At 62.4% G+C, this 18,589-nt stretch carries 14 protein-coding genes and 1 pseudogene; 10 read left to right on the top strand and 5 right to left on the bottom strand.

Annotated features, from left to right (window positions below; all coding sequences use genetic code 11):
- Positions 1–3 precede the first annotated feature (3 nt).
- The 3 genes from NKH59_RS10350 to NKH59_RS10360 all read left to right on the top strand — a co-directional run bounded on the left by NKH59_RS10350 (position 4) and on the right by NKH59_RS10360 (position 3,900).
- Positions 4–1,083 (top strand): glycosyltransferase, encoded by a 1,080-nt coding sequence (locus NKH59_RS10350; RefSeq protein WP_352487965.1) that lies wholly within the window; start codon positions 4–6, stop codon positions 1,081–1,083.
- Between the two features lie 70 nt (positions 1,084–1,153).
- Positions 1,154–2,440: a glycosyltransferase gene (locus NKH59_RS10355; RefSeq protein WP_353021705.1), complete on the top strand. Its 1,287-nt coding sequence runs from the start codon at positions 1,154–1,156 to the stop codon at positions 2,438–2,440.
- A complete protein-coding gene (locus NKH59_RS10360; protein ID WP_353021707.1) occupies positions 2,437–3,900 on the top strand; it encodes a lipopolysaccharide biosynthesis protein in 1,464 nt (487 codons plus the stop codon). The genes NKH59_RS10355 and NKH59_RS10360 overlap by 4 nt, the downstream gene beginning before the upstream one ends.
- Positions 3,901–4,122: 222 nt before the next feature.
- On the opposite strand, the pseudogene NKH59_RS10365 reads toward NKH59_RS10360, so the two are convergent.
- Positions 4,123–5,175, bottom strand: a pseudogene (locus NKH59_RS10365) (polysaccharide pyruvyl transferase family protein); the annotation flags it as partial.
- Positions 5,176–5,476: 301 nt separating this feature from the next.
- Between NKH59_RS10365 and NKH59_RS10370 the strand changes: the two are divergent.
- The 6 genes from NKH59_RS10370 (at position 5,477) to NKH59_RS10395 (ending at position 13,085) form a co-directional block, all read left to right on the top strand.
- On the top strand, positions 5,477–6,649 hold the full coding sequence (locus NKH59_RS10370) for a glycosyltransferase family protein (RefSeq protein WP_352540408.1): 1,173 nt from the start codon (positions 5,477–5,479) through the stop codon (positions 6,647–6,649).
- Positions 6,650–6,660: 11 nt separating this feature from the next.
- Entirely contained in the window at positions 6,661–7,653 is a 993-nt protein-coding gene (locus NKH59_RS10375) for a glycosyltransferase family 2 protein (protein ID WP_353021709.1), read from the top strand.
- On the top strand, positions 7,653–8,603 hold the full coding sequence (locus tag NKH59_RS10380) for a glycosyltransferase family 2 protein (RefSeq protein WP_353021711.1): 951 nt from the start codon (positions 7,653–7,655) through the stop codon (positions 8,601–8,603). The genes NKH59_RS10375 and NKH59_RS10380 overlap by 1 nt, the downstream gene beginning before the upstream one ends.
- Positions 8,593–9,543, top strand: coding sequence for a glycosyltransferase family 2 protein (locus NKH59_RS10385; RefSeq protein WP_352925161.1), 951 nt, complete (start codon positions 8,593–8,595; stop codon positions 9,541–9,543). The genes NKH59_RS10380 and NKH59_RS10385 overlap by 11 nt, the downstream gene beginning before the upstream one ends.
- Before the next feature lie 75 nt (positions 9,544–9,618).
- Entirely contained in the window at positions 9,619–10,515 is an 897-nt protein-coding gene (locus NKH59_RS10390; RefSeq protein ID WP_352540412.1) for a UTP--glucose-1-phosphate uridylyltransferase, read from the top strand.
- A 149-nt stretch (positions 10,516–10,664) separates the two neighbouring features.
- Positions 10,665–13,085, top strand: a complete 2,421-nt coding sequence (locus NKH59_RS10395) for a polysaccharide biosynthesis tyrosine autokinase (protein WP_352969962.1) — start codon at positions 10,665–10,667, stop codon at positions 13,083–13,085.
- A 15-nt stretch (positions 13,086–13,100) separates the two neighbouring features.
- Here the strand turns inward: NKH59_RS10395 and NKH59_RS10400 are convergent, their stop codons facing one another.
- Together NKH59_RS10400 and NKH59_RS10405 are read right to left on the bottom strand one after the other, a co-directional pair.
- Entirely contained in the window at positions 13,101–13,874 is a 774-nt protein-coding gene (locus tag NKH59_RS10400; RefSeq protein WP_353021712.1) for a metallophosphoesterase family protein, read from the bottom strand.
- 121 nt (positions 13,875–13,995) lie between these two features.
- Positions 13,996–15,903 (bottom strand): propionyl-CoA synthetase, encoded by a 1,908-nt coding sequence (locus tag NKH59_RS10405; RefSeq protein ID WP_353021714.1) that lies wholly within the window; start codon positions 15,901–15,903, stop codon positions 13,996–13,998.
- 170 nt (positions 15,904–16,073) lie between these two features.
- On the opposite strand from NKH59_RS10405, the gene NKH59_RS10410 reads away from it, so the two are divergent.
- On the top strand, positions 16,074–16,865 hold the full coding sequence (locus NKH59_RS10410) for a DUF2259 domain-containing protein (RefSeq protein ID WP_352995460.1): 792 nt from the start codon (positions 16,074–16,076) through the stop codon (positions 16,863–16,865).
- Between the two features lie 285 nt (positions 16,866–17,150).
- Here NKH59_RS10410 and dhaK read toward each other — a convergent pair whose 3' ends face one another.
- A complete protein-coding gene (gene dhaK, locus NKH59_RS10415; RefSeq protein WP_352454687.1) occupies positions 17,151–18,137 on the bottom strand; it encodes a dihydroxyacetone kinase subunit DhaK in 987 nt (328 codons plus the stop codon).
- 26 nt (positions 18,138–18,163) lie between these two features.
- Entirely contained in the window at positions 18,164–18,586 is a 423-nt protein-coding gene (locus NKH59_RS10420) for a hypothetical protein (protein ID WP_023676327.1), read from the bottom strand.
- Positions 18,587–18,589 lie beyond the last annotated feature (3 nt).

The raw sequence follows: 18,589 nt of genomic DNA on the forward strand, positions 1-18,589 counted from the left end.
TCCATGAAAGTTCTGTTTGCGGGCGGCAACGGCTACACGCCGCAGTTCAGCGGTGGCGTTCAGTCGAGCACGCATCATCTGGTCGAGCAGCTGCGCGAGCACGGTCATGACGCCTCGGTTCTGGCGGCGCTGTTCGGTGACGGCATGTTCGGCTTCAAGGCGCGCGCCAAGATGAAGCTGCTTCGCCAACGAGCGGTCATCGACAGCTATCCCGGCTATCCGGTCGTGCGGGCATGGTTTCCCTGGGAGGCGGCGCGCTTCGCGGTCGAACGGCTCGATCCCGATGTCGCCGTCGTGCAGTGCCATAAATCGGTGCCGATCGGAAAGGCGCTGCAGGCGCTCGGCGTGCCGCTGGTGGTCTATCTGCGGAACGTCGAGTTCCACGAATTGGCCGGCGACCTGCGCGAATTGCATTCGGCGCTTTATATCGCCAACTCCGAATTCACCGCGCGCACCTATAAGGAAAAGTTCGGCATCGACTCGACGGTAATCCCGCCGACCATCAATCCCGGGCTCTACAGCACGCCGACCACCGGTGAATTCGTCACGCTGATCAATCCTTACAATGAAAAAGGGTTCGAACTCGCCGTGCGCATCGCCGGCCAATGCCCCGAAATTCCGTTCCTGTTCGTCGAAAGCTGGAAGCTCGACGACGACCATCGGGCGCAGATCGAACAGATCATCGCCCCGCTGCGCAACGTCAGGCTGGAAAGCCGCACCAGCGACATGAAGACCGTCTATGGCCGCACCAAGATTCTGCTGGCGCCCAGCAAATGGGAAGAGGCCTGGGGGCGGGTGGCATCCGAGGCCCATTGCAGCGGCATTCCAGTCGTCGGGTCCCGTCGCGGCGGCCTGCCGGAAGCGATTGGCGCCGGCGGCGTGGTGCTCGACTATGACGCACCGCTCGACGACTGGGTCGCCGCGGTCAGGCGACTATGGAGCGACAAGGCCGAGTACGACCGTCTGTCGGCGGCGGCGCAGCTGTTTTCGGAGCGGCCGCAAATGAACCCCGACAGCCAGTTCGCGACTTTTCTCGGCGTTCTCGACCGCGCCAGGCAAGGCGCGCTGGAGCGTGCCGCCTGATGTATTTCGTCCAAAGCCATGCATGTCGCCTAAAAGCCGGCTCTCGCGCCTGACCAGGGTGGGAGCTGCTTTGGGACAACGACACGCACAACACCAGACGCTTGAGGCGCCTCGCACGGCGGCGATGGGCGTCATCCCTCATCCGCGCGAGCAGATCGCCGACCGGCCTCGAAAGATCGTCCATTCGATGAAGATTTGCTTCGTAGTTGATAAGTTCCCCTCTTTGTCGGAGACCTTCGTCCTCGACCAGATAGAAGGGTGCCTCGAGCGCGGCATGCAAGTCGGCGTCGTCTGCAACGAGACGTCCTTCGGCAAGGACAGCAACATCGACGATCGCCGCTGGCAGGGTCTCCCTGGCAAGGTCGTTTGCTGGTGGGGCGGGCTGGGGCGCTTTCGCCCGACGCTCAGGAGATGGTCGGGCAGGTTCTGGGATAAGCTCTCGACCGCTGTCGACATCGCTTTTGCGCGCAAGTTGCAGAACGCCGATGTGATCGTCGCGCATTTCGGCAATAACGGCATGCGCGTCGCCCGCGCCATGAAACGAGGCCGGATTTCCGCTCCGCTGGTGACCATATTCCACGGCCGCGATGTCGGCGAACCGCTGCATGACAACACGCTCACGCGCTACAAGGTTGTCTTCGACAAGGGCGTTCTCCAGCTCCCGGTGAACGCGTTTTTCCGCGATGCCCTGATCGGCGTCGGCGCACCCCCGGCGCAAGTCATGGTTCACCATATGGGCGTGCGGCCCGGTGAGATCGGCTACCATTGGCGTTCCTGGGACCGGGACACGCTGTCCTTCATCTCGGTCTGCCGGCTGACCGAAAAGAAGGGCATCGAATTCGCCCTTCGGGCGCTCGCCAGCCTGCCGCGGCGCGACTGGGTCTATTCGGTGATTGGCGGCGGCGAATTGCTAGAAGAGTTGAAGAAGCTCGCCGCAAATCTCGGCATTGCCGACCGGGTGACTTTCCTCGGGCCGCGTCCGCATGCCGAGGTCAAGCAGCGCCTGCGCAATGCCCACGTATTCCTGCTGCCTAGCGTAGCCGCGCGAGACGGCGATCTCGAGGGTATTCCGGTGGCGCTGATGGAAGCTATGGCCGCCGGGCTGATCGTCGTCAGCACCTATCACTCGGGCATCCCCGAACTGATCGAGGATCAGGAGACAGGCTTCCTCGCACCGGAGCGAGACGTTGCGGCGTTGGCCCGCAAGCTTGTCTGGGTGGCAGAGAACCCGGACAAATGCGAGCGCATCGCATATGCGGCGCGCCGCAAGATCGAGCAGGATTTCAACGCGGACGTACTCAACGAACGTTTTGCGCAGATCGTTGCTCAACTGGCCGAAGCCAGGCAGCCGGCATGAACGCCAACCCGCCCCCCCAGTTCGGTCGCGTCGCCCTGCGCGGCGGCATGGTGACGATCGGCGCGCAAGGCTTCAAGATGGCGATCCAGTTTCTCTCGGTCATCGTGCTTGCCCGTCTGCTCGTGCCCGAGGATTTCGGCCTGGTGGCTTCCGTCGGGCCGATCGTGGCCTTTGTCGGGCTGCTTCAAAATCTTGGCCTGCAACAGGCTGTGGTCCAGCGCAAGGATATCAGCACCGAGCAGCTCAACCAGGTATTCTGGATCAGTGCGCTGGTGGGGATGGGCAGTGCCGTGGTGGTTGCATGCCTGGCGCCCGCCATCGCTGCCTTCTATGGCGATCAACGCATGGTCGGGATCACCATCGGCTCTGCCTTGCCGCTGCTGCTTGGCAGCCTCGCCGCGGTGCCGCTGGCGCTGATGAACCGTCACTTGCGCTTTGGCCAACTCGCGCTGAACGACGTGATAACCGCTGCTGCCGGACTTGCGACTACCGCAATCACCGCCTATGCGGGACTGGGCTACTGGTCGCTGGTCATCGGCCCGGCGGTTTCGGCTGTTGTCGCGCTGGCCGCGGCATGGCAGGTGGCGCGCTGGACGCCGTCACGGCCGGACCTGAAGGTCGATACCGACATATTGTCTTTCGGCGCCAATCTGACCGGCTTCAATCTGGCCAACTTCTTCTCGCGCAATCTCGACAACATCCTGATCGGAAAATATTCGGGCGCGATCGAGCTCGGCTATTATGACCGCGCCTACAAGCTCCTGCTGTTTCCGCTGCAGAACATCAACCAGCCGCTGACACGCGTGATGGTGCCGCTGCTGAGTCGCATCCATGAGGACAAGGCGCGGTTTCGCGACATCTATGTGCGAACCAATTGGATGCTGGCGGCCATCACTATGCCCGGCATCGCGGCGCTGACGCTGACGTCGGACCAGGTCGTCGGGCTTCTCTTCGGCGAGCGCTGGACGGCGGTGGCGCCGATCTTCGCCTGGCTGGGCATCGCCAGCCTGATCCAGTCCGTCTCGAGCACCACCGGCTGGATCTTCATCTGCCAGGGCAAGACCAAGACCATGTTCCACTGGGGCATCTACTCGTCGCTGACGACGGTCGCCGCCTTCATCATCGGCCTGCACTGGGGCGCCGTCGGTGTCGCGGCGGCCTACGCGATCAGCGGTTATGTGCTGCGCGTCCCGGTACTTGCCGTTCTTGTCCACCGGGTCGGCCCGGTGACCGCAGCCGACTTCCTGGTCATGCAGGGACTATTCATCGCGTCGTCGCTGCTTGCCTGGTCCGTGTACCGCGAGTTGCCGGCATCGCTGACCAGCCAGTCAGACCTGCTCGCGGTGGTCCTGGCGGGTGCCCTCAATTATTCGATCGGCCTGGTCCTCATGCTCGCCCTTCGCCAGTCGCGCAGCGCCCTGTTCACCACGCTTTCCAGCGCCATGCGCAACGCCCGCTAGGCCGGCAATCACCGGCCTCAAAAGCTCACCTGCCGACATCGCCGACGCATGCTCCTCAAGCACTGCCTGAAGGCTCGTCCTGCGATAGAGGTCGAGATTGGCGGTAAGTCTGCCGAGCTTCGCGCTCGCTTCCTCGGGCGTCACCGTGTCGATGTCGAGCAGCAGGTCGGCGACGCCGATCCGCTTGGCAAGTTCCTTGGTCTTGAATTCATAGGCAATCGGCAGCACCGGCGTGCCGACGCAGAGCGACATGATCATCATGTGCATGCGCGTTGCGACGACGAAGTCGAAGCCTTTCACCAGTGCCATCAGTTGCTCCGGCGTGTGGAACGAAGCGTCCACGCTGACATGCTTGGCGATCTCCGGATCTAGTTCGGCAACGATAGCCCGCGCCGTCTTGGAATCATCATGGGCGTATTCCGGCACGCCCTGGCAGGTGGAGACGAAGGTGACCTCCTTGGCGTGGTCCCTGACCAGGATGGTCGCGATCGCGCGGATCGAGTCGATGTAGCGGCGCATGCCGCCCTCGCCGTCGCTGACATAGTTCCAGTGACGGACGGAAATGGCGACGCGGCCGGTGACGGTCGCCGACTGGCAGGAGGCCAGAATTTTTCCGATCCTGTCAGTATCGGCCAGGGCAAAGACGGCGTCGGCCACGACGTGGCATTTGCCGGGGTCTTTCACCATGTCCACAATGTGGCCTCGCGAACGTTCGTCGCGCAGCAGGATGAGCGGGCTCCGGTCGAAGATCGGGCTCAACTCCTGGCGATTGTAACTTTTGTTGAACGGGCCGAGCGATTGCGTGAAGAAGACGGGGTCCTTGCCCAGAATCGCGTCGATCCGGAATTGATTAAGTCGCCGTTCCAGATTGTAAGTCTCGACAAGATAGGTTCCGCCTGTCGTGACCACGAGGTCGGCGTCTTTGTAGATATCGAGACCACGGCGATTGCTTGAGCTGAACAAACGCCCGAGAACGCCGCGGGTGCCGAACCGCCGCAGGGCATTGAGGACGAGCCGATTGTAGATCGGCTTGAACAGGTTCTTCAGCCCGCTGCCGTATTTGTAGCGGAACAGAGATTCCGACAGCAGCTTGTGAAATTCGAGATCAGGATACTCTTTCTTCGTGTAGAGCCTCGCCGCCACCTCCGGCTGGCTGTCGAAGACGTAGAACTGGATATCGTCTTGCACGATCGTCTTGAAAACATGGCGGATCGCCAGGAGAATCGCTGCATCCCCGGTATTCAGGCAGACGGTGTTTTCAACCGCGATCTTCATGGAATGACCTCATTTCGTGAGTAGTCCCGTGCTTCCATCGACGGGTGCGAAGGGCGGATTGCAGGCGGGTTGGCCGAAAATGCTGCACGCCAAGGATGGTCCTCGCGTCGTGATTATTGGCGCGCAGCCCGATGGCAGGCCAACGCGCGGTCCATGTGGCCCAAGCAGAGCGAGATTAACCCATCGATTTTGCAGCGCAACAAAAAACGGGGATCTTTGCTACGCTGCAACCAAAAATGTTGCGATGCAGCAAGAGCTGTACTAGCATTGTCGCGGGCGGGCCAACAGCGGTCGAGTTTTCATGCTGCATGTCTTGTACTTGGTACACGACGTCTCCGACCCGGCAGTGCGCCGGCGGATCATAATGCTCAAGGCAGGCGGCGCCCAGGTTACGCTGGCGGGCTTTCGTCGTACGGCAAGCGCAGTTGCTGATGTCGAGGGCTTGCAGCCGATCGATCTCGGCCCGACTCGTGATGGCCGATTCGCCCAACGTCTGGCCGCGATCATGAAGGCAGTTGTCTCGACCGGCTCGAAGCTGGGCTCAATGCCACGGCCCGACCTCATTGTCGCGCGCAATCTGGAAATGCTGGCGCTTGCCCGCCGCGCCAGATCGGCTTTCCAGGCAACGGTGCCGATCGTCTACGAGTGCCTGGATATCCATCGCCTGCTGCTTCGCGACGATCCGCTGGGATGGGCGATGCGCGGCGCAGAACGCTTCCTGGCTAGGGATGTGAAGCTTCTGGTGACCAGCTCTCCGGCCTTCATCGCCAACTATTTCAAGCCGTTCGGGCAGATTGCCGCCCCAGTCGAACTGCTCGAAAACAAGTATTTCGAGCCAGCCGCGGCCTCGCTGGATGACCGCGCGGCGCCGGAGAACCCCGTAGCGCCGCCTTGGCGGATCGGCTGGTTCGGGGCGCTCCGCTGCCGCCGTTCCCTGGAGCTTCTGGCCGAATTTTCGCGCCGCCTCGACGGCCGCTTTGAAATCGTCCTCAGGGGCCGCCCGGCGCTGTCCGAATTTCCCGATTTCCACGGTTTCGTCGAATCGGAACCCTGGCTCTCGTTTGGCGGGCCCTACCGCAATCCCGAGGATATGGCGGCGATCTATCGCGAGGTCCACTTTTCCTGGGCCATCGACTTTTTTGAGCAGGGCCTGAACTCCGAATGGCTGCTGCCCAACCGGCTCTATGAGGGCTGCCGCTTCGGAGCCGTGCCGATTTCGATGGGAGCCACCGAAACCGGCCGGTTCCTCGACCGGCAAGGCATAGGGGTTCTTTTGCCAGAAGCCACGCCCGAGGCGCTCGAAGTCGCCGTCGGCACGATGGAGCAGCATCGGTTCGGGACATTGAGGGCGCGTGTTCTCGCCCGCAATCCGCGCACCTGGAGCTACGACCGCGCCGATTGTCGGGCGCTCGTCGAAAAGCTCCGCGGGCTGACTGCGGCTCCCGGTCCATATGCTGCCGAAGCATTGGCATAGAAGGACTGCCGATGACGCAAACCGAAATTCCATCCTGCACGATCGTGGTTCCGTGCCTGAACGAGGCGGCCCATATCGGCGCGTTGCTTCGAGAGCTCCGCCCTGCGGCCGAGAGGCTGGGCGCCGTGATCATCGTTGCCGATGGCGGCAGCACGGACGGCACCAGGACGATCGTCGCGGACATCGCCGCAAAAGATCAGCGGGTGACCCTGCTGCACAATGAAAAGCGCTTGCAGAGCGCGGCAATCAATCTCGCCGTCGCCAGGTTCGGGGAAGGCGTCGACTATCTCATTCGCATCGACGCGCATGGCGGCTATCCTGCGGATTATTGCGACCGGCTGGTCGAAGAAGCGCAGGCCACCGGTGCGGATTCGGTCGTCGTCTCGATGCTGACCAGTGGCAGCGGCATGGTTCAGAAAGCAGCGGCAGCGGCGCAGAACTCCAGGCTCGGCACCGGCGGCTCCAAGCACCGGCATCTTTCGGCGGGAGAATGGGTCGATCATGGCCACCACGCACTGATACGGATATCGGCCTTCACCGCGGTCGGCGGCTATGACGAAACGTTCAGCCACAATGAGGATGCCGAACTCGACTATCGGCTCCGCCAGGCCGGTTACCGCATCTGGATGACCGGCAAGACGCAAATGGTCTACTATCCGCGTTCCTCGCTGAAGGGCCTCTATTTTCAATATCTCGGCTATGGCCGTGGCCGGGCGAAGAACGTTCTCAAGCACCGCATGATCCCGAAGATCCGGCAGATGGTGCCGCTTCTGGTGTTCCCCGTGGTTCTTCTCGCCGCCTTTTCCTTCGTCCACTGGCTGGCGGCCGTGCCGCTTTTGCTATGGGCGTCGGTCTGCCTCGGCTACGGCTTTTGGACCGCCGTCAGCCAGCGCAAAGCCGACATTGCGCTTGCCGGGGTCTCGGCAATGGTCATGCATTTCGGCTGGTCGGTCGGTTTCTGGCTGCAACTGCTCGCACCGCGACCGCAGCGCGGGGTAGCGTGATGGACCCGGTCAGGAAAAATCGAAGCATCGATATCTGCGTCTGCACATTCCGCCGGCCGGAGCTTGCCGACACGCTTCGCTCCATAGCGGCCATGGATATGCCCGCGGGATTCGACGTCGGTGTTATCATCGCGGACAACGACGATACGCCGACGGCCGAACAGATGGTGACGACGCTGGCTGCGGAGTTGAAGCTGCCAATGACCTACCGGCACGCCCCGGCCCGAAACATCTCGATCGCGCGCAACGCTTGCCTCGATACCAGTGCGGCGGATTTCGTCGCCTTTATCGACGATGACGAGACGGCCACCGCTGGCTGGCTTGCCGAACTGGTGGCGACGGCGGAAGCAACAGGTGCTGCGACGGTGCTTGGGCCGGTGCAAGCCCGTTACCTGCCGGATGCGCCCGCCTGGATGCGCAAAGGCGATTTCCACTCGACCTTGCCGGTCTGGGTGAGCGGCGAAATCCGCACCGGCTACACCTGCAACGTCCTGCTCAGGATTGGCGCTGAGAGCCTGCGCGGCCGGCGCTTCAGCCTGGCGCGTGGCCAGACCGGCGGCGAAGATACGGAATTCTTCGACCAGATGATCAAGGCCGGCGGCCGCATCGCCTTTTCGCCGGAGGCTTGGGTCGACGAAGCGGTGCCACCTGCCAGGGCGGCATTCGACTGGCTCGGCCGCCGCCGGTTCCGCGTTGGGCAGACGCATGGTCATCTTCTGGGGCGCAACGCACACGGCCTTGCCCGGCTCAAGCAGGTCGGCATTGCCGCGGCAAAGGCCGCCTACAGTTTCCTGTCGGCAATTCCGGTCGCCATCGACCCCGTACGTCGGAACCGCAGCGTGCTTCGCGGCATTATGCATGTCGGCGTCGTCAGCGGCCTCGTCGGGGTTCGTGAAATCCGCCAATACGGCCTGTCTTCGCCGCAGCAAGGGGGCAAGCGTGCAGCCTGACGTGAGCTTCGTGATTGCCGCCTACAATGCCGAGGCGACCATCGATCGGGCGATTGCCAGCGCCGTCGCCCAGCGCAATATCAGCGTCGAGGTCATCGTCGTCGACGACAAGTCGCGCGACCGGACGCTCGACCTGGCAAGATCCTACCCCGAAGACATCGTACGCGTTGTCGCGCTTGAGCAAAACCGTGGCCCCGGCGGCGCCAGGAATGCCGGCCTTGAGCTTGCACGCGGCAGGTGGGTCGCGGTCCTCGATTCCGACGACGCGGTCTATCCCGGGCGACTCTGCACCATGATCGAGCGCGCGGAGAAAGCGGGCGCCGAGATCGCGGTCGACAATCTGCAGGTCGTTCGCGAGGATGGCGTTGCCGAAGAGACGATGTTCCCGGCTGACTATCTGGAAGGCCTCGGTGAAATCTCGCTGGTAGATTTCATCAGCGGCAATGTCCTCTTCGAATCGAGGTTCAATCTCGGCTACCTCAAGCCGATCTTCCAGCGCCGGTTCCTGAACGAGAACGGGCTTCGTTACGATGAAAGCCTGATCATTGGCGAAGACTATATCCTCCTGGCCAGTGCTCTGGCTAAAGGCGGCAAATGCATGGTCGAGCCGACGACGGGCTATATCTACCACATTCGCACCGGTTCCATCTCCCGGGTGCTCGAACTTCATCACGTCGAGGCGATGCGCAGGGCCGATGCCACCTTCGCCGCGACCCATTCCATGGATGCTGCGGCCGAGGCGGCGTTCGCCAGGCGCGCTCGCAGCCTGCGGCGGGCGGCATCATTCCTGTCGCTGGTTCAGCACATCAAGGCGCGGTCGCCGCTCAAGGCGATATGGACGGCGCTCAGCGATCCGGCGGCGGTTCGGCATATGAGCATGCCGATCGCCGTCCGGCTGCGAAGGGTAGCGGCACAGTTTGCCGTAGTGGCGGGGAGGTGAAGGGCTGCAGGTGAATGAAGACAGTTTCGCCGCCTGCGACAGGGTTGAAATCGATCTCCTCAGAAGGAACATGCAATGAAAAAAGTCAGGAAGGCAGTCATACCGGTGGCGGGGCTCGGAACGCGGTTCCTGCCGGCGACCAAGTCCATGCCGAAGGAAATGCTGCCGGTGGTCGACAGGCCTGTCGTGCAATATGCGGTTGACGAGGCGTTCGAGGCCGGCATCGAGCACATCGTCTTCGTCACCGGCCGCAACAAGGCGGTGATCGAGGACTATTTCGACCTGCATCCTGAACTGATCGGAACCCTGGAGCAGAGCGGCAAGAAGGCGCAACTCGAATCGCTTGAAAGCCTGCTTCCCGTCGCCGGCGCGACGAGCTTCATCCGCCAGCAGTCGCCGCAAGGCCTCGGCCATGCCGTCTGGTGCGCGCGCGAAGTCATCGGTGACGAGCCCTTCGCATTGCTTTTGCCGGACATGGTGTCCTTCGGCGGGCGTGGCTGTCTCGCCGAAGTCGCTGATCTTTACGCACGGACTGGCGCAAACGTCATCGCCGTCGAGCGTTGCGATCCGACCGAGACCAGCAAATACGGCATTGTCGGGCGCGGCGCTGATGTCGGCACGGGCTTCGAGGTAACGGCCATGGTCGAAAAGCCGGCTCCTGCCAACGCGCCGTCGAACTTCTACATCAACGGCCGCTACATCCTGCAGCCCGAGATATTCTCGTTGCTTGCCAGCCAGCAACGCGGCGCCGGAAACGAGATCCAGCTGACCGACGCAATGGTGCGTCTCGCACAGACCCAGGCCTTCTTCGCCCAGCCTTTCGACGGCCGCATGTTCGACTGCGGTTCGAAGGAGGGGTTCATCCAGGCCAATATCGCTTTCGCGCTGGCGCGGGAGGACATGAAGGGCCCGATCTTCGAGATGCTGCAGGAATTCGTCCGGTCGCATCAGCGTCGGGAAGAAGCCGCATAATGTCCATTTTTTCGAGGCATTGTGGGTGCGGCTGATGACGCAGGACAGGCCGTTGCGCCGCGCGTAACGCGCACTGTCCGGCGCAAGGTTTGCACCCTATGTCCCGACCTTCGAGGCGGTAGCGCCTGCAAACTAGAATTGGACCGAAGATGAACTATGCCAATTTTCCTGTCGACAAGAGGACGCCATTGCCGGCTTCTAATGCGGCAAACGCCGAAGACTTCATCGACATCGAGCGCCTGCTTGGCATGGCCGCGCGGCAGGCGAAAGTGGTTGCCGCCTGCGCCGTCATCGGTCTCTTTCTCGGCGTGCTCTATTTGCAGACGACGCCTCCTACCTATGTGGCGACGAGCAGCGTGCTGATCGACGAAGGATTGAACAAGGTCGTCGACGACATTTCGGCGGCGTCGGTCAGCATGCAGACCGACTCCGCCGTTCTGAGCCAGATCGAAATACTACAGTCGGCCAGGCTGGCTGGGGTGGTCGTCGACAAGCTGAAGCTCGATCAGAACGACGCTTTCATGAACCCTCCGACGTCGGCCCTGTCGAAGGTTGCTGGCTTTGTGCGCGGTATCGTCCAGTCTGTCCGCCCCAAGCGCGCCGCTAGCACAACCGATGTCACTCAGCTTGATGCTGCGACGCGTGACGCGATCACCGCATCCTCATCGCCCCGTGACTACGCAATCTTCAAACTGCAGACCCAACTCGATGCCGAGCGGATCGGCCGGAGCTTTGTCATCAGCATCTCCTTCCAGGCGACGGATCCGGCGCTTGCGACCGCCATCACCAAGGCCTATGCCGATGCCTATCTAGCCGATCAACTCGATGCCAGCTTCGACGCGACCGAGCGGGCGGCGGTCTGGCTGCAAGGCCGGCTGACCGAGCTTCGTGAGAGCTCCCAGGCGGCTGCACTGGCGGTCGAAAAGTTCAGGGCCGAACACGGATTGGCCGTCAATGACGGCCAGCTGATCAGCGACAAGCAATTGTCCGATCTCAACACCCAGCTGATCGTCGCGCAGGCCGATACAGCACGTGCCGGCGCCCGCTATCAGCAGTACAAGTCGATCGTCGAAAGCGGCTCGGACAACGCGTTCAAGGACGCTGCGATATCGAACGATCAGCCGAGCAGCTCGGTCATCACGACGCTGAAGAACCGCTATCTCACCGTATCCAAGCGACAGCAGGATGTCGAAGCCAATTTCGGCCCGCAACATCCGCAGGCCGTCGCGCTCGCCAAGGAGAAGGCCGACATATCGGCGCAGATTTTCGGCGAGCTGAAGCAACTGACCGAAAGCTACCGCAACGAATACGAGGTCGCTCTGGCGCGCGAAACCGCGCTCCGCGCAAATGTCGCCTTGGCGGCTGGCAAGAGCTCCATCGACAACCAGTCGCAGGTCAAGCTGCGTGAGCTGGACCAAAAGGCGACGGCGCTGTCGACGCTCTACCAGACGTTCCTGAACCGCTATGAGGAGGCCGCCCAGCAGCAATCCTTCCCGGTCGGCAAGATCCGGGTCATCTCGGACGCGACGATGCCGCAGTCGGCCGCAACCCCCCGCACAGCCATCGTGCTGGGGCTTTCGCTGGCGCTTGGCATGATGCTGGGGGCAGGGGTTGGTGGCCTGAATGAATTCAGGGAACGCTTCTTCAGGACCGGCGAGGATGTCCGCGACCGTGTCGGCCTCAAATTCCTCGGCTACTTGCCGGTCATCGGCAAGGCTGGCAAGGATGACCAGCGCAATGGCGGTCAGCCTGACGTCAAAGTCGTTGAATCCAAGACCGCCAAGTCCTCCAAATCCCAGCCCTCCAAAACATTGTCGGCAGCCGAAAAACGTGCGCGGATGCGGGTAACCGTCGATGCCCCGGCATCGATGTTCTCCGAGACGCTGCGCAACGCCAAGATCGCCTTCGACGTCGTGCTGGAGGGCCAGGGCAGCCGGGTCATCGGCGTGGTCTCGGTGCTTCCCGGCGAGGGCAAGTCGACGGTGGCGGCCAATCTTGCCGGGCTGCTTGCCGTCAACGGATCGAAAACGCTGCTGATCGATGGCGACCTGCGCAATCCCGGCCTCAGCCGCAGCCTCGGTATGGAGGCCGAGCAGGGCCTGATGGAAGCTGTGGTGAGCGGGCAGACATGGCAATCGGTCGGCAAGATCGACCGGCAGACCAAGCTGGCTATCATTCCGGCCGTCCTGCGTGGCCAGTTTTCGCATACCAGCGAGCTTCTGTCTTCAGTCGGCATGCGGCGTTTCATCGATAACGCCAAGGAAACCTTCGAATACATCATCGTCGATCTGCCGCCGCTCGGGCCTGTCGTCGACGCCAAGGCCTTCGCTCCGCTTGTCGACGGCTTCGTGCTGGTCACCGAGTGGGGACGCACGCCGCGTGCGATGGTGCAATCCATGCTCAGCTCGGAGCCCTACATCGCCAAGAAGATCATTGGCGCGGTGCTGAACAAGGTCGAACTGAAGAAGCTGGCCAAATATGGCGCGATCGGCGGCTCGGAAAAATTCTTCGACAAATATTCGAGCTACTATCTGGAAAAATCGGAAGCGCGCACCAAGGCAGCCGCCTGAGCGACGACATCGCGTTCAGGAAAATATCAACCTGGCGCGGTTGTCGACGATCCTGAGGGCGGTCAGCTGGCCGGTTTGGAAGGCGCCGGTGTCTATGCCAAGCCGGCGTCCCTCGAGCTTCGGAGTGTCGACCGGCGTATGTCCGTGCACGACATAGCGGTCGAGAAGATGCGCAGCGTCGAAGAAGTCCGAACGGATATTCAGCAGGTCGTCCTCGTCCTGCGCGGCCAGCTCGATGCCGGGCCTGATGCCGGCATGGACGAACACGAATTTCGCCGAACAGACCATGACCGGCAGCGCGCGCATGAAGCTAATGTGGTCGGCTGGAATGACTTCCCGAATGCGCTTGTCGACCTCCTCGCTTGACCCATAGAGATCGGCCATGCGCGACGGGTCGACGCCGTAGGAAAACAGCGTTTGCAGGCCGCCTATTGCCAGCCACGACTCTCTCGAAATGATCCCGTCGAGATAGTTCAGCATCACGACTTCGTGGTTACCGGCAAGGCAGATGCGCTGGAAGCCTTGGAGTGGCGGCGCCAGCAGATGATCGAGCACGCGCGCCGACTGGGGGCCACGATCGACGTAGTCGCCAAGCATGATGATGAGCTTGCGCCCTTCGAAGGGCGCCGAATCGAGCAGGATCTTCTGCTCCAGGGCGCGGAGTTCCTTGTAGCAGCCATGCACGTCGCCGATCGCATAGACGACTGCGCCCCGCGTATCGATCTCCAGCCGCTGGCGTGCCGCGGCCTGGGGCTTTCTCGATCGCTGGAACAGGGTCACGTATGGCATCTCGCATGGCTGTGGGTGCGTCTCGATTCCGAAACAACATGACGACACCGCGCGTGGATACCACGTCCGGCGCCGGTCGTTCCATACCGGAGCTTCGGACGCAACTCGGCTTCGGCGCCCCTTACAGGCCGATGCCGCGCCGGTTCAGCGCGGCGGTGATCTCGTCGAGGATGGCCGGGTCGTCGATCGTTGCCGGCATGGCCCATTCCTCCTTGTCGGCGATCTTCTGCATGGTGCCGCGCAGGATCTTGCCGGAGCGCGTCTTCGGCAGGCGCTTGATCGTCACCACCGTCTTGAAGGCAGCGACCGGGCCGATCCGTTCGCGCACCAGGGTGACAACCTCATTTTCGATGATGCCGGCGTCGCGGTCGACGCCGGCATTCAGCACGACGAAGCCGAGTGGAACCTGGCCTTTCATAGCATCGGCAATACCGACGACGGCGCATTCGGCGACGTCGGGATGCGCGGCCAGAACCTCCTCCATGGCGCCGGTCGATAGCCGGTGACCGGCGACATTGATGATGTCGTCGGTGCGAGCCATGACATAGAGATAGCCATCCTCGTCCATCATGCCGGCATCCGCGGTTTTGTAGAAGCCGGGGAACTGGTCGAGATAGGCTTGGCGAAACCGCTCGTCGGCATTCCACAGCGTCGGCAGGCAGCCGGGGGGCAACGGCAATCTCACCACGACATTGCCAAGCGTACCACGCTTGACCTCATGCCCGGCATCGTCGAGCACGCGGATGTCATAACCGGGCATCGGCACGCCGGGCGAGCCGTATTTGACCGGCAGCAGGCCCAGTCCGGCGGGGTTGATGGTCATCGGCGAGCCGGTCTCGGTCTGCCACCAATGGTCGATCACCGGCACGGTCAATTTCTGCTCCGCCCATTTGATGGTTTCCGGATCGGCGCGCTCGCCGGCGAGGAACAGCGTCCGGAATTTGGACAGGTCGTATTTCGGGACGAATTCGCCCTTCGGGTCCTGTCCCTTGATGGCGCGAAAGGCGGTTGGCGCGGTGAACAGCGCGACGACGCCATGCTCGGCGATCACACGCCAATAGGTGCCGGCATCGGGCGTGCCGACCGGCTTGCCCTCGAACAGGATCGTTGTGCAGCCATGCAGCAGCGGGCCGTAGACGATATAGGAATGGCCGACCACCCAGCCGACATCGGAAGCCGCCCAGAACACTTCGCCCGGTTTGACGCCGAACTCGTTTTCCATCGACCATTTCAGCGCGACCATATGGCCGCCATTGTCACGCACGATTCCCTTCGGCTGGCCGGTCGTGCCCGACGTGTAGATGATGTAGAGCGGATCGGTGGCAAGCACCGGAACACAGTCGACGTTGGCACCCGCGGCCCGCTCCCGCGCCACGGCGTCGGCATAGTCGATATCGTGGTTTTCCCTGAGTTCGCAGCGCAGTTGGTCGCGCTGCAGGATAAGGCAGCTTTCCGGCTTGTGCCGCGACATCTCGATCGCCTTGTCGAGCAGCGGCTTATAGGCAACGACGCGCCCTGGCTCCAGGCCGCAGGAAGCGGAGATGATCAGCTTCGGCTTGGCGTCGTCGATACGGGTGGCGAGCTCATGCGAGGCAAAGCCGCCGAAGACCACCGAATGCACGGCGCCGATCCGCGCACAGGCAAGCATGGCGAAGGCTGCTTCCGGTACCATCGGCATGTAGATGATGACGCGATCGCCTTTTTGGATGCCACGATTCTTGAGCACCGAGGTCAGCGCGACCACCTCGCGCTTCAACTCGGCATACGTGAATTTCCTGATTGTGCCCGAAATCGCGCTGTCATGGATCAACGCGATCTGGTCGGCACGGCCGCCCGCCACATGACGATCGACGGCATTGAAGCAGGTGTTGCACGAGGCGCCAATGAACCACCTGCCATAGACGCCGGCATTGGCGTCGAACACCGTCTTGAAGGGCGAGAACCAGTCGATTGCGCCGGCGGCATCGGCCCAGAATTTTTCCGGGTCGCGTTTCCAGTCGTCATAGACCTCGTGGTAGCGTGACGCCATCCAGCTTCCTCCCCAGGAATGTTTGCTGTCCTTGAAATAGCGTATGCTGGTTTGTGTAACCATGTATTTGTGCGTTTCGTTTGCTGTCGTTCTAACTTGGCCGCAAGTGCGGGTCATGGTGGTCTGGGGGCCGGTATCGTTCGAATTTTCGGCATTAGGGGCAGGGCGCGATGAAATTGCGATATGAGCTTGGGTTTGCCGCGGTTGCGACGCTGGCGGTGGTGCTCGCTTCAGCTGCGCAGGCCGGCGATGCGGCGGCAAGGCGCATCATCGGCTTTTCGCCAGACGGCAACTACTTCGCCTTCGAACAGTACGGCACGCTCGATGCCGGTGCTTCGGATTCGGGCTGGTCGGAGATCGACATCATCGACACGCGGACCGATGAGTTCGTCGGCGGCAAGCCGATCGTCATCGCCGACGAGACGGAGGATTCGACATTGACGCTTGCGCAGGCGAGGGCACAGGCCGCCGAACTGGCGGCGCCCTTGCTGGCCAAATATGCCATCGCGCCGCGCGGCGAGCGGACTGCCTTGGACAGGTTCACCTTTCCCGACGACATGGTCGCCTACAATGACATTGCGCGCCTCGAGCAGGTTTCGCAAAAATGGCTTTCGCCGGCCTATGACGAGCTTGGCACCATCCAGCTCGAGCAGATCCGTGCCGACAGCACGGCGGATTGTTCAGCGAGTTTCGACGCGACGCTGCAAGGCGAAACGACCGGCAAGGCGCTCGGCTTTCGCCTGACGCTGCAGGGTCAGGACGGCAAGCCGATCAAGTTGCTGCATGAGGACAAGGCGGTGCCCGGTTCGAGGAATTGCCCGACTTCCTACAGCCTGTCGGAATCTTACGCATTCACCCCGGATGGAAAACCGGGCGTGCTTGCGGTGCTCGTGCAGCGCTTCAGCCAGGGATTTGAAGGGCGCGACCGCCGTTTCATCGCCGTGACTGGCCAGGCGCACTGAGGCAACGCGCTGAGACGTAGTCCGCTACCCGAGTTTGTTGTCCCTAAAGCGGGAGGGCAGCGAGCATAAGTCCGACCCCGCCGACGATCAGCAAGGCGGCTGCCAGCACCTTTCCATGGCGCTCGAAACCCGTCGGCGCCCGATCCCAATTGTAACGCATGCTCGAACTCCCCAAACCCGCAGATTCTTTATCTTACGCAGGGTGAGGAGGGCAACCTGTCTGGCGATGCGCGGCGTTGCCGATACCGGTCTTGTCACCGACTATTTCTGGGGCATTCTCCGCCGCTACATGCCCCAGCGCAGCGCGGCCGTATGTACCGGTGCATCCCACCAAACAGCCGCCTCGTCGTCGAGCATGCTCAGCGTGATCGAACAGCCGGCCATATCGAGCGAGGTCACATAGGACCCGACCAGCGACCGGATCACCGTCACGCCGTGCTTCTCGAAGATTTTGCGGGCGCTGTTGTACATCAGATAAAGCTCCATCAACGGTGTGCCGCCAAAGCCGTTGACGAAGAGTAGCGCCTGGCCTCTGGCACCGTCGCCCAGGTCACCCAGGATTGCGGTACAGATCTCCTCGGCGATAGCATCGGCGCTTTTCAATGTGTCGCGCCGCCTCCCAGGCTCGCCGTGGATGCCGACCCCGAACTCCATCTCGCCGTCGCCGATATCGAAGGTCGGCTTGCCCGCCGCCGGCACGGTGCAACTGGTCAGCGCCACGCCCATCGAGCGCGTCGCGCCGTTGACGCGCTCGCCGAGCGCCTTCAACGGCTCCAGTGCCATGCCTTGTTCGGCCGCCGCGCCGACGATTTTCTCGACCACCAGCGTGCCGGCGACGCCGCGCCGGCCGGTGGTGTAGGACGAGTTTTCGACCGCAACGTCGTCATTGGTCACGATTTGCATCACGCCTTCCGACATTTCAGCGGCCATGTCGAAATTCATCACGTCGCCCTCGTAGTTCTTGACGATGAACAGGCAGCCGGCGCCCGTATTGACGACTTCGGCCGCCGCCATCATCTGGTCAGGCGTTGGCGAGGTGAATACCTGGCCGGGGCAGGCCGCATCCAGCATGCCGTGCCCGACGAACCCGCCATGTAGCGGCTCGTGACCCGAGCCACCGCCGGAGATCAGCGCCACCTTGCCCGGTGTGAGCAGCTTGCGGCGGACAAATTTGTGTTCCTCGCCAAGCGCCAGGATATCGGCATGCGCGGCAACGAAGCCGTCGAGGCTCTCGGTCAGCACCGTATCGACCGAATTCAAAAATTTCTTCATGGCCGTCCTCCCGAAATAGCCCAGCGTCAGCTGCCCTTGCCGGCGATGCTGGTGATCTTCTGGATGAAATCGTTGACCGCCCGGTCGAGCGCCGCGTTCTGCTTGTCGTCGCCGAAATCGGGAACGATCAGCGAGACATGGCGTGTCTTGCGCAAGCCTGCGGCCAGCGACATCTTTCCCGGATGCGCCCGATGGTAGGCCTCAAGGAAATGATCGCGTTCGGCCGGGCTGAAATGGCAGACGGAGAAGATAGCCGGCAAATGCTTCGACGGGATCGGCGTCGAATAGGCCGGGCTGGAAATCTGCGTGACGAAGCTGCGATGCTTGCCCAGCGCATCAGCGAGGCGCTGGCGCATGCCGGACGGGCGCTGGTCGATCACCTGCGACAGGATCGTCTTGTAGGCGCGGATCGCCTCTTCGGGGCCGGATTGCGACGCCTTGTCTGCCATACC

The sequence above is a fragment of the Mesorhizobium sp. M0998 genome, assembly GCF_040318885.1.
In the GTDB taxonomy this organism is placed as follows: Bacteria; Pseudomonadota; Alphaproteobacteria; order Rhizobiales; family Rhizobiaceae; genus Mesorhizobium.